This window comes from Alteromonas sp. ASW11-130 (assembly GCF_026183735.1).
In the GTDB taxonomy this organism is placed as follows: Bacteria; Pseudomonadota; Gammaproteobacteria; order Enterobacterales; family Alteromonadaceae; genus Alteromonas.
Map to the genome: position 1 here is coordinate 18,284 of NZ_JAPFRE010000002.1, position 15,579 is coordinate 33,862.

12 protein-coding genes are annotated in these 15,579 nt (G+C 42.9%); 6 read left to right on the plus strand and 6 right to left on the minus strand.

Annotated features, from left to right (window positions below):
• The first annotated feature begins 587 nt into the window (after nt 1-587).
• Complete coding sequence (locus OPS28_RS00100; RefSeq protein ID WP_265607369.1) at nt 588-1,046, plus strand: GNAT family N-acetyltransferase; 459 nt, start codon at nt 588-590, stop codon at nt 1,044-1,046.
• A 20-nt stretch (nt 1,047-1,066) separates the two neighbouring features.
• On the opposite strand, the gene OPS28_RS00105 is transcribed toward OPS28_RS00100, so the two are convergent.
• On the minus strand, nt 1,067-1,486 hold the full coding sequence (locus OPS28_RS00105; RefSeq protein ID WP_265607370.1) for a DUF4826 family protein: 420 nt from the start codon (nt 1,484-1,486) through the stop codon (nt 1,067-1,069).
• A 557-nt stretch (nt 1,487-2,043) separates the two neighbouring features.
• Nucleotides 2,044-5,088: a D-2-hydroxyglutarate dehydrogenase YdiJ gene (ydiJ, locus tag OPS28_RS00110; RefSeq protein ID WP_265607371.1), complete on the minus strand. Its 3,045-nt coding sequence runs from the start codon at nt 5,086-5,088 to the stop codon at nt 2,044-2,046.
• A gap of 152 nt (nt 5,089-5,240) precedes the next feature.
• Between ydiJ and OPS28_RS00115 the strand changes: the two genes are divergently transcribed.
• Nucleotides 5,241-5,456, plus strand: a complete 216-nt coding sequence (locus tag OPS28_RS00115; RefSeq protein WP_265607372.1) for a PGPGW domain-containing protein — start codon at nt 5,241-5,243, stop codon at nt 5,454-5,456.
• A 12-nt stretch (nt 5,457-5,468) separates the two neighbouring features.
• Here the strand turns inward: OPS28_RS00115 and OPS28_RS00120 are convergent, their stop codons facing one another.
• The 3 genes from OPS28_RS00120 to OPS28_RS00130 all read right to left on the minus strand — a co-directional run bounded on the left by OPS28_RS00120 (nt 5,469) and on the right by OPS28_RS00130 (nt 7,394).
• Nucleotides 5,469-5,900 (minus strand): DUF2177 family protein, encoded by a 432-nt coding sequence (locus OPS28_RS00120; protein ID WP_265607373.1) that lies wholly within the window; start codon nt 5,898-5,900, stop codon nt 5,469-5,471.
• Between the two features lie 231 nt (nt 5,901-6,131).
• Complete coding sequence (locus OPS28_RS00125; RefSeq protein ID WP_265607374.1) at nt 6,132-6,374, minus strand: hypothetical protein; 243 nt, start codon at nt 6,372-6,374, stop codon at nt 6,132-6,134.
• A gap of 516 nt (nt 6,375-6,890) precedes the next feature.
• Complete coding sequence (locus tag OPS28_RS00130; protein ID WP_265607375.1) at nt 6,891-7,394, minus strand: acyltransferase; 504 nt, start codon at nt 7,392-7,394, stop codon at nt 6,891-6,893.
• Between the two features lie 1,106 nt (nt 7,395-8,500).
• Between OPS28_RS00130 and OPS28_RS00135 the strand changes: the two genes are divergently transcribed.
• On the plus strand, nt 8,501-8,680 hold the full coding sequence (locus tag OPS28_RS00135) for a CsbD family protein (RefSeq protein ID WP_265607376.1): 180 nt from the start codon (nt 8,501-8,503) through the stop codon (nt 8,678-8,680).
• Between the two features lie 883 nt (nt 8,681-9,563).
• On the opposite strand, the gene ppsA is transcribed toward OPS28_RS00135, so the two are convergent.
• Nucleotides 9,564-11,936, minus strand: a complete 2,373-nt coding sequence (gene ppsA / locus OPS28_RS00140; RefSeq protein WP_265607377.1) for a phosphoenolpyruvate synthase — start codon at nt 11,934-11,936, stop codon at nt 9,564-9,566.
• A gap of 198 nt (nt 11,937-12,134) precedes the next feature.
• Here ppsA and ppsR point away from each other — a divergent pair, with 198 nt between their 5' ends.
• The 3 genes from ppsR (at nt 12,135) to OPS28_RS00155 (ending at nt 15,534) form a co-directional block, all read left to right on the plus strand.
• Nucleotides 12,135-12,947 carry a posphoenolpyruvate synthetase regulatory kinase/phosphorylase PpsR gene (gene ppsR, locus OPS28_RS00145; RefSeq protein WP_265607378.1) on the plus strand — a complete coding sequence of 271 codons (813 nt, stop codon included), beginning with the start codon at nt 12,135-12,137 and terminating at the stop codon, nt 12,945-12,947.
• A 181-nt stretch (nt 12,948-13,128) separates the two neighbouring features.
• A complete protein-coding gene (locus OPS28_RS00150; protein WP_265607379.1) occupies nt 13,129-13,614 on the plus strand; it encodes a MarR family winged helix-turn-helix transcriptional regulator in 486 nt (161 codons plus the stop codon).
• A gap of 618 nt (nt 13,615-14,232) precedes the next feature.
• The gene (locus OPS28_RS00155; protein WP_265607380.1) at nt 14,233-15,534 is read left to right on the plus strand and encodes a carbohydrate porin; all 1,302 of its coding nucleotides are present in this window, start codon (nt 14,233-14,235) and stop codon (nt 15,532-15,534) included.
• The last annotated feature ends 45 nt before the right edge of the window (nt 15,535-15,579 follow it).

A 15,579-nucleotide genomic window follows, 5' to 3' on the forward strand; every position in this document is an offset into this window, starting at 1 on the left:
CAAATACTTATGTTTATATGCGAGGGGCGCATTAGTTTTAAAGTGATTTGTTTAGTAGAAATAACATAGCGGGATATACAAATCCGTTGCTTTTTAATGCCATTCCATTACGCGTAAATTATCACCAATTTGACTAAATACATAGGACAAATTCACTGAAAAATAAGATAAATAACGAAAATTAGTATCCGTATTAATACGCAGGTATTATTTTCAATACGCTCATTCATCAGAACTAACGAACGAGCGTTATCAATAACCGCGGATATTTAAAAATGAGCTAGCAGCCTGACTTGTTCGAAATTTTTAGGGTTGAAACGAAAATGCACCTAACCACTTCATGAGCGTAGCCAATTAATAATTTTTGTTCATTTGTGGTTAACTAGCCCATATTTTTTACAACCGCATTTAAAACCAACAAATGCGTGACCTGATGGGCTCAACCTAACAAAAGTTTAATTTGTATTATCTGCATATCTTCAATTGAGGACTACACTGATAGATTAAGGGGAATGGGATTTTTTCCCTGCTGATACCCAAATAGTTTCATGGAGAGTTTTTATAGTTTAACTTCATCAGGACACTTTATGACGTTTCAGATTGAAAACGTCGATTGGCAGAGTGGTAAGGATCGACTAGCACAATTGCGTGAACAAGTATTTGTTTTTGAATGGCAATTACCGCGAGATGCAGAGTTTGATAAAAATGATTTTGATGCAGCCCATGTATTGGTTTACAACGAACAGTTAACCCCTATCGCAACCGGAAGACTAACTAAAGGGGGTGAAATAGGCAGAATTGCAGTACGTCGTGAGTACAGAAACAGCGACGTATACCAATCATTGTTTGGTGCATTATTGAATATTGCTAAACAACAAAAGCTCAAAACCGTCAGAGTTAATTGCGAGCTACAAAGTGTAGCGTATCACCAGAGCTTAGGCTTTAAGCCTTCGGGGCCTGCCTTTATGGAAGCGGGTATTCCTCGTCAACGCATGGCTTGTCCACTAAAACGATTTGCGCAACCGGATGTTACGCAAATGCATTAATGTTTGTTGCTGGGAGAAGGCTATTCCTCTCTCCACAGCTCATCTCGTTCTTTAATTTGGTATAAGCTTTCAGCTTTACCTTGCAGGAAAGCCGCAAAATTAACTTGTGACGGGTCATTAGCACTTGCTTGTCTTAGGTTTTCCGCTTTCATCTGCCATTTCAGCGCAAAATACGTTAACAGCCCTCTAGCATCTTTCGCATTTTCGTAAAGCGTAAAGTCAACTGGCACTTCACCGGAAATAACCCAATAATATTTGCCATCAGTGGCTTTAATTTTCCAGATTGCTAGCGAGGGTGCTAAATAACGGCTCTCTTCTATCACTACTGAGTCGAACAATACACCGTTTTCAGCAAGGTGCTGGTTTGCTCTTTGAAATTGTTCTCGTACCCATTTAGCTTGCTCTTCTTCGGTAATTGGTGGAGGAGTTTGATCTGTCATACAAAAATACTGCTTCTTTTAATTGAATTATCGACCAGATATGCTGGCACTTAATGCCATATAATCTACCTTCTATACGGTGTTATGTCGATAGGAAAGTCTTCAGAGTAGCGGGCACACGGGCGACTACCTGAAGCTAACATTAGTTATCGTTCAACCTTTTCGCGTTCTTTAATAAGTGCGAGCACGCCATAGCCACGGTAAAAATGTTACTGGGCCAGGTATCTTAATAAGTCTGACTGGGGCGAAGAACGTATAATTTGCGCCGCCAACATAAAACCCTGATCGCCCCCTAGCGCAAGGGTATAGGTACCTACAGATAAATTCGAAGCAGCCAGACTGTTTTGTTTTAAGGCTGGGGTGAAGGTTTCGGTCACCCTTTCATTCGTGAGTTTGCCGCCGACGAAGTTTGTAGAATCGGTGGTATTTGAGGATAAAAATCGGCAATACTAAAGCCAAAAAACAGGTATTGAGCGCCATAGGCTTTCCTCACCCTAAATTATGAATTGTAGAGTGAAGATTCGTAGTGTCGATAATGTGGCGCGTTTGTTAACTATCTAGGTCAATAATTGCAGCATCACCTGCACGGGGTGTTTAGGTTTGAAGCCATCAATGCGGTCCACTTGGCTACGGCAAGAGTATCCCGTTGCTAATATTTGCTCTTGAGGATAGCGTTTAATAGCCTGCTCCCAACTTAATGCATAAATACCAAGCGATTTTTGTTTTTGGTCTGCTTCGTGACCATAGGTACCGGCCATGCCACAGCAACCCACAGCGACGATATCCATATCCTGTTTTAAATGCGCAAAGATTTGCTGCCATTGCGTTTCAGTTTTAGGTAATGCCGTTTTTTCGGTGCAATGAGAAAACAATGCATAGGGTCGGGGGTTATTTGCCGCTTGAATAGATGCATACTCGTTTGTCGAAAATAAGTCTATTAACCATTCATGTGCTAGGAAAACGTGAAAGTTTCCGCGTTTTTGGTGTAACGCTTTATTGTATTCGTCGCGATAGCACAGTACCAACGAGGCATCTATGCCTACCATAGGTATATTAAGGCTATGCACTGTGTTCAAAAACTCCGAAGTACGGGTTGCCGTTTTTGTAAAACGCTTTAAAAAACCCTTAACATGTTCAGGTTTGCCATTAGGCTTAAAAGGCAATAACACGGGGATTTTGCCAAGCTTGCTGACAAGTTGACAAAAATCAGCTACGACCTTTGCATCGTAATAGCTGGTGAAGGGGTCTTGAACGATTAACACCCGACGTTGCTTTTCTTGCTCACTCAATTGGTCCAATGTTCGAAAATCAAATCGTTCTACCTGATTTCTTACTAAGCTACTTAACGGGGGAGAACTTAACAAAGGGGTATCAACATAGCCAATGGACTTTTCAATCACCGACTGAGCCAAGGGTAACTTCAAAAAGAAGTTAACCAAACTGGGTGCTTTCGCCATAATAGGTGCCATACGTTCTATATTGGCAACCATAAAATCCTTTAACGGGCGACTATAACGTTGATAATAAAGGGACAGAAAACGGGCGCGAAAATCAGGCACATCCACTTTTACCGGGCACTGGCCTGAACACGACTTACACGCTAAACACCCATTCATCGCTTCCATCACCTCGTGAGAAAAGTCCTCTTCATCTTTTCGGGAATTTAACCATCGACGCCACCAGGAGGATTTAAACTGCTCTGCTTTAAGTTGCGTTACGGTGACGCCCTGCTCTGCCAAAAGTCTTATCCACTCGCGGATAAGCCCCGCTCGCCCTTTCGGACTATGTCGTCTATCACGGGTAATTTTACTCGAAGGACACATAGGTGACATTGTATCGTAATTAAAGCATAAACCATTGCCATTACATTCCATGGCTGGAGAGAATTCATTTTTGAACGCAACGGGAATGGTGCGATCATAGGTTGCGCGTTTAGTATCACTGACTTTGACTAATTCGTCAGTACTATCGATTGGCGTACAAATTTTACCGGGATTCATCTTATTATGTGGATCGAATGCCGTTTTGATTTTACGCAGCTCGTTAAACAGGTTCTCACCGAAAAACGCAGGTCCATATTCGCTACGGTAGCCTTTTCCGTGTTCTCCCCACATCAGGCCGCCATACTTAGCCACTAATTCAACCACCTGATCGGAAATGTGGTGCATCAACTTTTCTTGTTCCACGTCGCACAAGTCTAGTGCTGGCCGAACATGTAATACGCCCGCATCAACGTGTCCAAACATCCCATAATGCAGACCATGACTATCTAGCAGATCACGAAATTCCATAATAAAATCTGCCAAATTTTCTGGTGGTACTGCGGTATCTTCAGCAAACGCTATTGGTTTTCGTGTACCTTCGACTTTTCCGAGTAAACCCACTGCCTTTTTACGCATGGCGTAGATTTTACTGATATCGGACTTTTGAAATGTGACTTGATATCCAATTACACCAGACTCGCCCGTTTTAGCCGCTTGGGTTAGCTCTTCTTCCAGGGAGGCGATACGTGTTTTAATTTCGTCCTCACTTTCGCTGTTGTACTCGACCATATTCAGACCTTGCAATTCTTTGCCAGGAACATCAGTAATTAAGTCAGCGATGGAATGCCATATAATGTCGGTTTGTGCTAAGTTAAGCACCTTACTGTCTACTGTCTCAACGGAAGTCGCATTTGCTGCGATCATTCTTGGCGCATGACGAAGCGCGGACTCAAAACTATCATATTTCACATTCACCAGCGCTTTATGGGGCGCCAACGGTGTGAGATTTAGTTTTGCTTCTGCCACCATGCCCAATGAGCCTTCCGAACCTGTAATCAGGCGGCTGACATCTATATATTGATTATCTGAATCGTATGCGTGCTCTAAATCGTAACCTGTTAAAAAGCGATTTAGACGGGGGAATTTGGCAAGAATGTCCTCTCGTTTGTTTACACAGGTATCAATAACTTGCTTTAAGATTTTTCCAAGTGAATCAGCTTGTGAAGCGCGAATACTCGCTTCTTCCACAGACAGGGGTGTGGTTTCTAATAATTCGCCATTAGCAAGAACCGTTTTTAAACCAAGTACATGGTCGCTGGTTTTTCCATACACTAACGAACCTTGACCTGAGGCGTCAGTATTAATCATACCGCCAACGGTGGCACGGTTGCTAGTAGAGAGATCCGGTGAGAAAAAGTAGCCATGAGGACGCAACGCATCATTTAACGCATCTTTAACTATACCCGTCTGTACCTTCACCCATCCCTCTTCGGGGTTGATTTCCAGTACCTTGTTCATATAGCGGGAAACATCTACCACAATACCGTCAGTCAGACTTTGGCCATTCGTGCCTGTACCGCCTCCGCGCGCTGAAAACGTAACCGTAGGATGCTGGTTAGCTAACCGTCCGATAGTTTGCAAATCGCTGGTTGATCTAGGAAAGACCACCGCTTGTGGTAATTTTTGATACACCGAATTATCTGTGGCAACGGCTAAACGGCTACCATAGCTGTACTCAACATCGCCTGAAAAGGAGGATGAAGAAAGTGCCGATAAATACGCACGGTAATCTGAATGAACACTGCTCTGCGGGGCTACTCGTGGAAAACTCAAGAACACAAACCTCTTATCGAATGCAAGTGTCTAGTATAACTGGCCGATCACCCCTACTCCAGCCTAATATGAAAACCTCAGACACATTTGATTACATAGTAAATTTTGAATTTATTCTATCCGGCTTTACCCTTACTACTGGTCTAAGGGGAACATATATGAAAATAGTCAGAACAATAATAGGTGGAGCGCTCGTTTTAAGTGGCATTGTGCTGACCATTGTACCCGGCTCTACGTTATTTATTCTAGCGGGACTTGTTTTGCTTAGCGTAGATTTTCCGCGGGCCAGAAGTTGGCTGAAACATTGCCAGACAGGCATGAGTAATGGGGCGCGGAAACTCGATCGTTACCTTTTAGCACGGAAGCTTCGTTAGGCTTCCGTTTCGCTATTTTTGCTTTTGTGTAAACTGAAAACCCAGCCAACCTGCCATTGCGCTCACCGCGGTTAGAAATATCCCCCACCCCCAATCAATAAGCGCAATTGAAAGACCTACCCCCTCCAAGACGCTGTAATTGGTTAAGTTGTACGCTCCATAGCTGGCAAGCCCCAATAAAGCGCCATCGATCCCGGCGTAATAAAGCGATTTTTCTCTATTCGCCACCACCGCAAGTACAAAAATAACGCCCCCATATAGCAGATAAAATACAATCCACGGCCAAACAATAAAGTCCTCTCTAAGCAAGTCAGCCAAGCTACTCCGATACCAATCGCCAGCGATTACTAAGAACCAAATACTTTCCAACACGCCAAAGCAAACAAAAATGGCCAGCATCGCCATTAAAATATTGGAGGAAAAACGGATAATATTTGCAAGCATAACGATAAATCCCAATGAACTTTTCCATTATTGTTACATGTTTTAGTAAACGAGATGCTAGGTATTTTCAAAACAAAAACATGTAACAAATGCTGGTTGATAACTTATCGCATCCAACACCATTTGTTATGCAGTTGTAAATTTTTAAAGGACAGCTTTGGCTGTGTCGTCTTAAACAACAGCAACGACGGTTATTACTCGAAATGGAAGAGGTGCCTGGCGCTACACCGTTTAAGCCTCATCAGCCCCCAGTATGGCTGAGGTTGATTTCGACCCAGCAAACAACCTATTCTCGCCAAGTCCACCCATAGAGGCAGCAAATAACGCATTAATTAGGGTTTCTCTATAATGTTCTTTTTCCTTTTCAGAACTAATGAAACTATTTTGAACGATTAGATTTTGAATAATCGTGACGTTGCCTATCGCAAAGCTGTCGGCATGTGCATTTTCCGAATTTTCGAAAACTGGTCTCAAAACCTCGCAATAATTGGTTTAGATCCGCCTTTTTATTATCTTTTTACGCGATTACACCGCCAGTGATAACTGTGGATATAATAGTTTTTGATGCACTAATTATTTACTATACCCAGCTCGCTGAAAACACACACAAGTTAAATTTTAATACTCCTAACTATTTGATAAACGGCTAAACATAGCGCTACAATCGCCAAGCGGCGCTGAGATTCAGTTTCAGCGCACCCAGGGCGTTATTTAATTTGATTGTTGTTAACATTAATTGCAATTCCCTTTCGCACATTTGGTAAGAACCCTTCCCGGCAAATATCAACTAGCAAAATTAGGAAATACAATGTAATTACCAAAGGTGAACCCATGAGTATCAAGAATCCTAGCCAGTCAAAAAACTGGACAAGGCATGTTTAAAGAGCCTTTATTTAAATTTGACGTAAACTACACGCCTGAAGCCCGCCATAACAAAGGTGCTATATTATAACGTTGACAGCTTGAAGGCCCATATGTGTTGCACGATAGTTATTCGTCTGTGTTCTTAATAAATTTCGCTGGTATCCCACCTACAACAGTATTTGGCAATACATCTTTGGTTACTACAGCACCTGCCGCAACCACAGCGCCTTTGCCGATAGTGACCCCTTGTATCACCATACAACCGCCTCCAATCCAGACTCCATCTTCAACTACTATTGGTTTAGAACTTCTAGTCCGTCCCTTCCCCTCTTCATAAACTAAGCCATGATTCATGGTCTCAAACATTACTCTAGGTCCAACATGAACGTTTTCACCTATTGTTACCTTTTCGCTTGGTACGCCAAACCGGACATCTGAATTAATGAAGGTTCCCTTCCCAATCTCGATATTTTTTGCCCCACCTATTGGCCTAATCGTAATTGGCCCCCAAAGAGTACACTTACCCTGAATATTCATTCCGGCCATTCTATAAATCAGATGACGTATTCGATCACTTATTTTCAGTCTTGGTAGATTATTTGCGATGGTTAAAAAAAAAGGTTCCCTCATGATTCCTCGGTATATTTTCAGTTGAACGTGTGACGCTTAGCTAAGCGGCAAAAAAAGTTGGCTATAATTATCATAGAACGAGTAAAAGACAACTGTTTTTGCTCTCATCTTTAGCGACTTGCATATATTATATCGCTATCTTTGTTTATTCTATGTTGACGAATTTAGGTAAAGTGAGATCCACGTTTAGCTGCAACTGAAGCCCTAGTTTATCGTAGTTAAATTGCGCGACGGCTCCTCAATTGAGGGACCCATAACAAGAAAAAAGTAGGTAAAAGTATCCAAGTATCGCACTCGATTAGTCTTCAGGGTCTCGATTGCACCGGTCACCAGACCGCATTTCGAAAACACCAGCTAGCCTATTATAAATAAACAAAACAAAGCATTAACTTAGACATTGATACAGGCAAGTTTTAATTCGTTACTGATGTAACGTTTTCAAACAATGAGAAAGGTATTAATAAAGCCATTTATACCTCCAAAAAGCATTCGCCTTAAACAATACAAGCTATGAACACGTTATTAGCTCGACTAATTATATTGCAATCAAATGCTTTTAGAGTTCGAGTTACTTAAAAGTCTCCGTGACGTCAAATCATATTAAATTCAAGGATAGCGCACCTCATCAAGCCTGTTTGTTGTTGCCAGATGCGGTAGATAGAGAGACCAATAACCAACGAACTACTCCTTCAATTATGGACTTAATGCCGGCATAGGGTTCACATCAGTATTGTTTTTGGGTTCAGCCAAACCAACTTCGTAGATGCTGACATGTACTCTTCCGGTCGTTCTAGAATAAACTAAGATTCTGAATTTGCACCGCCGGCTGTAATTGTTACATAGTATAAGACGCTATAACGGCACAGCGCGCCTTTCTGCAAAAAGAATTAAGCGGCTCCATCCCCCCGCATATACTGCATCGTACAGAGCCGTAACCTCAGGCGATGCGCCAGTTTGCAAGTCGTACAATTACGTTCGAGTGACAAAAGATATTACACATTATTAGGGAATCGACGAGGTGGTATCGCTTTTGCACAATAATACTTGAGCCTCGGTGACTTTGGAAACTGAGGCGTATATGAATCAAACGTAAAAAGGAGACTAATATGTCAGCATCATCAGATAAAGCAGAAGGTACAATGGATAAGGCCTCTGGCAAGGTGAAAGAAGTTACTGGTTCGGTTACGAACGATAAAGAAATGGAAAACGAAGGTAAAGCTGAGCAAACCAAAGGCTCCGCGAAAAAAGTTAAAGGCGAAGTCAAAGACGCCTTCGGTTCTGACTAACCTGCTGGGAACTGTTTCAAAGAGTTTTATTGTTAGTAGCGCTATCTGCGTATCGGGGAAATCGTCAATTTGCATTTCCCTTTCCCTGAGTAGTGCTCCCCGTGAACGCGGGGAGCTCTCATTAGGTTATCCTAGAGTTAATTAAGCACAGTGTTAATCCTTGCGGTTACACGATAAAAGCCCCTCCGTGCACGTAGATGGTGAGAGTAGTGAGATAAACTCGTTCTTTGTAGTATCCCCTTTTTCCTTCGTGATCTTAAAAAAAGTAGATGTAAAACCATGGGGGTCGTGACTTTCGTCACGATGACGGTATGGTTGTCACGATGAGGGTAGATTAAGCACAGTGTTAATCCTTGCGGTTACACGATAAAAGTCCCCTCGTGCACGTTGATGGTGAGAGTAGTGAGATAAACTCGTTCTTTGTAGTATCCCCTTTTTCCTTCGTGATCTAAAAAAAGTAAATGTAAAACCATTGAGGTCGTGACGTTCGTCACGATGACGGTAGGGTGGTCCACGATGACGGTATGGTGGTCCAAGATGACGGTATGGTTGTCACTATTACGGTAGTTTCATTAGCCTCACAACAAATATGGCCAACGCTTCCATGTACTGACCGGGGGGTTTGGTCTTCTTGCTTTGTTTAGGTGCTGGTATCGCGGTATCACTTCTTGGAAAAGAACGCTCTGCCAAAGCGATCGACTTAAACTACGTATCTTTCGCCACTCACTCCGGCTTTACTATCGCTTCAATAGGTGTGATTTTAATTGTCACCGCACTTTACATAGCCTGGTGGTAAGCTCGTAGATAGTTTCACCTATAAAAAAGCCCGCATATGCGGGCCTTTACACTTTTCACTTCTTCTTTGTAGGGTAAGAAGTAAACTTTATTGTTGGTTTTCTGCCAGGTAAAGCCAAGTCTCTACTACCGTATCTGGGTTAAGTGAAACTGAATCTATGCCCTGCTCTACTAACCACTGTGCGAAGTCTTCATGGTCTGATGGACCTTGTCCACAGATACCCACGTATTTACCACGCTTTTTAGCAGTTTGAATGGCCATCGCAAGCAACGCTTTGACGGCTTCGTTACGCTCATCAAATAAGTGTGCAATTAAACCAGAATCGCGGTCTAACCCAAGGGTTAACTGGGTTAAATCGTTTGAACCGATTGAGAAACCGTCAAAGATATCCAGGAACTTATCGGCTAACAAGGCATTCGAAGGCAACTCGCACATCATAATAATGCGTAAACCATTTTCTCCTTTCACCAAACCTTGTTCAGCAAGAAGCTCGATAACCTTTTCACCCTCCTCCAGCGTTCTTACGAACGGGATCATGATCTCTACGTTAGTTAAGCCCATCTTGTTTCGAACACGCTTGATAGCTTCACACTCAAGAGCAAAACAATCGCGGAAGTCCTCAGAGATATAGCGGCTGGCGCCGCGGAACCCCAACATGGGGTTTTCTTCGTCCGGCTCGTACTGATAACCACCAACAAGGTTAAAGTATTCGTTCGACTTAAAGTCGGACATACGCACAATCACTTTTTCTGGCGAGAATGCTGCCCCGATAGTCGAAATACCCTCTACCAATTTTTCAATATAGAATTCGGTAGGTGACTCATAACCCGCAATCATATCCCCAATCTCTTCTTTCAGCTCTTCAGGCTGATCATCGAAATTCAGCAGGGCTTTGGGGTGCACGCCAATCATACGGTTGATAATGAACTCTAAACGAGCAAGACCCACGCCCTTATGCGGTAAGCGCGCAAAATCGAATGCACGATCAGGATTACCTACGTTCATCATCACTTTCAGTGGAATATCGGGCATAGAGTCGATGCGTGAAGTGGTGACGTCAAACTCCAATTCGTTACCGTAGATGTAACCCGTGTCACCTTCTGCACATGACACCGTCACCTTGTCACCTGCTTTAATAATGTCTGTGGCGTTGCCACAGCCTACTACCGCTGGTATACCTAGCTCACGGGCGATAATAGCAGCATGACATGTGCGACCCCCACGGTTAGTGACAATTGCAGCAGCTTTCTTCATGATAGGCTCCCAGTCAGGATCGGTCATGTCCGTAACTAACACATCACCTGCCTGGATTTTATCCATTTCTTCAATTGACCCAAGTACTTTCGCCGTACCTGCACCAATTTTATGACCGATCGCCCTACCTTCACAAACGATGTTGCCCTGATCTCTAAGTTGGTAACGTTCAATGCTCTGACTATCTTCACGGCTACGAACGGTCTCAGGTCGCGCCTGCACAATATATAGCTTGCCATCAGTACCATCTTTGGCCCACTCAATGTCCATTGGACGCTTATAGTGTTTCTCGATGATCAACGCTTGTTTTGCTAATTCCTGAACTTCTTCATCTGTCAGGGAGAACTGCATACTTTGACTGCGATCTATATCAACAATAGACACTTGTTTGCCGTGGGACTGATCATCTGAATAAATCATTTGCACCAGTTTGCTACCTAAATTACGGCGCACAATCGCTGGTTTACCTGCATCGAGAGTTGGTTTGTGAACATAGAATTCATCAGGGTTTACCGCACCCTGTACCACCATTTCACCCAGCCCGTAAGAACTGGTAATAAATACCACATCTTCAAACCCCGACTCGGTATCAATAGAGAACATTACGCCAGATGAAGCAATATCACTGCGCACCATGCGCTGTACACCAGCAGATAATGCAACGCCTTTGTGGTCGTAGCCCTGGTGAACGCGATATGAAATAGCGCGGTCGTTGAAAAGTGATGCGAAAACGTGTTTTATAGCGACCAACACACTTTCGTAACCCTTTACGTTTAGAAAGGTTTCTTGCTGACCCGCGAACGATGCGTCAGGCATATCTTCAGCAGTAGCGGATGATCGAACAGCAAAAGATGCTTCGTTTCCTGCATCGCCCTGAAGCCTTTCAAATGCTGATTTGATTGCCTCTTCCAGTTCTGGTTGAAAGGGCGTGTCGATGATCCACTGACGAATATTCTTGCCAGCTTCTGTCAGCGCACTGACGTTATCTACATCAAGTGAATCCAAAACTTCGTGAATTCTCGCTTCTAATCCGCTTTGCTCAAGGAACTTATTAAAGGCATCTGCCGTAGTGGCGAAGCCACCTGGAACCTGTACTCCCGCATTTGCCAGGTTGGAAATCATTTCACCCAGTGATGCGTTCTTGCCCCCAACACGACTAACGTCATGCATTCCCAATTCCTGATACCAAAGAACGTAATCTTGCACTGCCGAAGCCTCCAGCTATAAAAATGGTTTCGTTCACGTTTCACAATGGTGAACATCTTCAAAGTGTCTTACGCCAATTTTACAAGAAAGTACTGCAACGCTGGCTTTTCGACGAAACCATCATAGAATGGGCAAAAAATAAAAGTAAAATTTTTATTACTTTTGTAATTAATTTACAACATAATTGAAGGACAAGTTGTGCGCACAGCTTATTATATATCAGATGGTACAGCCATTACTTCGGAGGTATTTGGCCACGCTTTGCTGTCAAATTTCCCAATTCAGTTCAAACATAAGACAATTCCTTTTGTCGAAACAGAAGAAGAAGCGTATAAGGTTTTAGAAAAAATTTCTGAAAGTTTTCAAGATAGCGGAGTGCGTCCGCTCGTTTTTTATACAATTGTGAATGTGGATGTTCGTAAAATAATCGCCCGTTCTGTCGGCATTAACTACAATTTTCTCGATCAGTTTGTTGCCCCGCTAGAAAAAGTGCTAGGTGTTCCTTCAAAACCTGAAAAACATCGAACCCATAGTATTCACGAAACAACTTACGATATTCGTATTGAAGCAGTAAACTATGCGTTAGCCAATGACGACGGTTCGAATATAAAAGAATATAAACATGCCGATATTATTTTGGTAGGGGTATCTCGCTCTGGCAAAACACCTACCAGTCTGTATTTAGCACTTCAATACGGTATTAAAGCGGCAAATTACCCTTTTACAGAAGAAGATATGGGGGATATTCTTAAATTACCCCCTGCCCTACGTCAGTATAAAGACAAGCTGTTTGGGTTGACCATACACCCTGAGCGGTTACACCAAATCCGTTCTGAACGTCGCGCCAATAGTAAATATGCCTCATTGCAGCAATGCCGAATGGAATTACGTGAAGTTGAAAATCTTTATCGTCGCGAAAAAATTCCGTTTCTTAACAGTACCAAATATTCTGTAGAAGAAATTTCGGCCAAAATATTGGCGGAAACTGGATTGCAGCGGCGTAAATATTAACGTGCAATTTTGTCAGTTTTACACCAGCCAACAACGAAAGCTGCGTGCAATAAGACGTTGTGCGACGGCCTAACGGCGACTTTGTTTAGCAGGTTTGGTTGCAAATTCACTTGATATAGAGGAGCATAGTTAGGAATGGCCCTATCCAGTTTATGTTTTTACCTAAGGTTATAATTATCACATGCGCAAAGAAGAAGAATTATTAGTTGCCCTGCGCCGGGTTATGCGAGCTGTAGATTTACGCAGTAAACAGCTAAGTAAAGACGTAGGTTTAACGGGCCCCCAGTTATTGGTTATGCAAAATATCAGTCAGCAGCCAGGCATAATGGTACGTGAAATTGCGGAAAATATTAATTTAAGTCCCGCCACTATTACCAACATCCTTGACCGCTTGGAAGCGAAAAATCTCGCGAACCGCATACGTAGTACAAAAGACAAGCGTCGCGTAGGGGTATTTCTTACTGAAACTGGGCAGAACGCAATAGAAAATGCGCCGCGACCTTTGCAAGAGCACTTTGTAGAGCGCTTTCATCAGTTGGAAGAGTGGGAACAAAGCCAAATGGTGGCCACGGTTCAGCGTATTGCTACCATGATGAATGCTGAAAGTATTGACGCATCACCCTTTCTGGAAGTTGGCAGCCTGGCCGGTAAAGTATCTGAATCCTGATGCGATTTGTGGCGCCCCGCCGCGGAACCAGAATAGAGGCCCAATGTTTTCCTTCTAAAAACCTGTTTCTTCGCAACTGGAGAGACTGGTGTATGGTCAACTAACCATGGCTAGCGCTTACGCGACATAAAATTCACCAGTGCCATCTAATGCCCGAGTGTTTCCTACCTTTTCGGGATGCATCGTAGAATAAACATTACGCCATTCAGTATATATCTTTCCATCATTAAAATTTTCATTTTAAATCAAATTGTTAAATTTTCGACTACGCTTAACACTGAGTACGTCCTAAAGTGATCTTTACGCGTACTGAATATAAATGCCATTTTGCAATTATATGTGCTCTCTCAGCACGAGGGCTTTTCAACTTTTTACAAACTTATTTTTTGAGAAGGTTTAGCGGGGGTAAATGGGGCAAATTGCCACCGTGGAAAGTTAAAATTGCAGTGCCAGAAAAGAAAAAGAGGCGTGTAAAAACGTTAAATTAGGCGGATTTGAAAGGCTATTCAATTGTTCATCGCTGCGCCTAGATTAACTCATTTCTCTTTCCCCGAACTGATCGCACATTAACGCTGATGGGTATTACTCAAAACATTGATTACATTCAGGTAAACGTCGATGCGTATAAAAACAGTAACCTATACAGGGTTGGTAGCACTCCTTTTCCCCGCATTTGCTTCAAGTCAAACTCCAGCGACTTCCGCTGAAGAGCTTTCTGCTTTACGCCAACAAATAGAAATATTGCAACAGCGATTGACCGAGTTAGAGCGGGCACAAAGTCAACAAGAAACTATCCTCGCTAATACTGATGACACCCCACGTGCTCAAAACGATATCAGCGTGGATGAGGAACCAAATGAACCGGTCGTAACTTTTGGGGGCGCCATCCGCACCAACTATAGCTACACGTCATATGATGATGATAGTAAAAATCGCGGAGGTGATTTCGATTTTGATATCTTTCGCATTAATATGGACGCCAGCATCGATGACGTATTTCTGTCAGGCGAGATACGATTTTTTGATTATATGACTGCCATAAAATACGCCTATGCGGGTTACAACATTGATGAAAACTGGCAAATGCTGGTGGGTATAACACCTGTTCCTTTTGGCAACAGACCTTATAATTCTCAAAACTGGTTTTTTAGCACTAACTACTACCTCGGGTTAGAAGATGATTTTGACTTAGGTCTACTCTTTCGTAGACAGTTGAAAGACAGTTGGCAATTAGATGTTGGCTTTTTTAAGAATGATGAGCTGGGAGGCGTAGATGGGTATGTAGACAATAGAGCAGACCGTTACTCTTATGATGTTGTAGGCTTCCGCAGCCAAGATGAAGGTATTTATGCAGACCCAGCTAATCCGGTTGGAGAATACAATACTTTTTTAGGAAGGGTCGCGTATCAGTTTGACCTTTATGACATCAATTCGACGATCGGGGCTTCAGTATTGAATGGCGGAATTCATGGTGTAGAAGATCGCGAAGGCGACTACTACGCGTGGGCTGTGCACGCAGAAGCAAAATGGCAAAACTGGTTATTGCAATTCCAGCATACCGAATATCAGTATGATGTGGGGGATGCTACCCAAATGGCAGTGGGCGCCTACTCATTTTTCGATACGATCGCAGCACAGGCGAAATCTACCACTTTAAATCTTGCTTATACCGTTTCGGTAGATTGGGGCCCCGTTAGTAGTTTGCAGTTTTACAACAATTATGGGCTCGTTTATGACAAATCGGATGACTCACGAAATACGCTTATGAATGTGACAGGTATGGCAATGGCCGCTGGTGGGCTTTATACCTATTTTGATTTGGTAACAGCGCGTAACCAACCTTTTGCAGGCGGCTCCGCGGTGGGTGACAGTGGTGAAACAGAACAACGCTTCAATATCAATATCGGCTACTACTTTTAGCACACATGAAGATATCCCCATAGGGTGTCTAATAAAAATATGCTG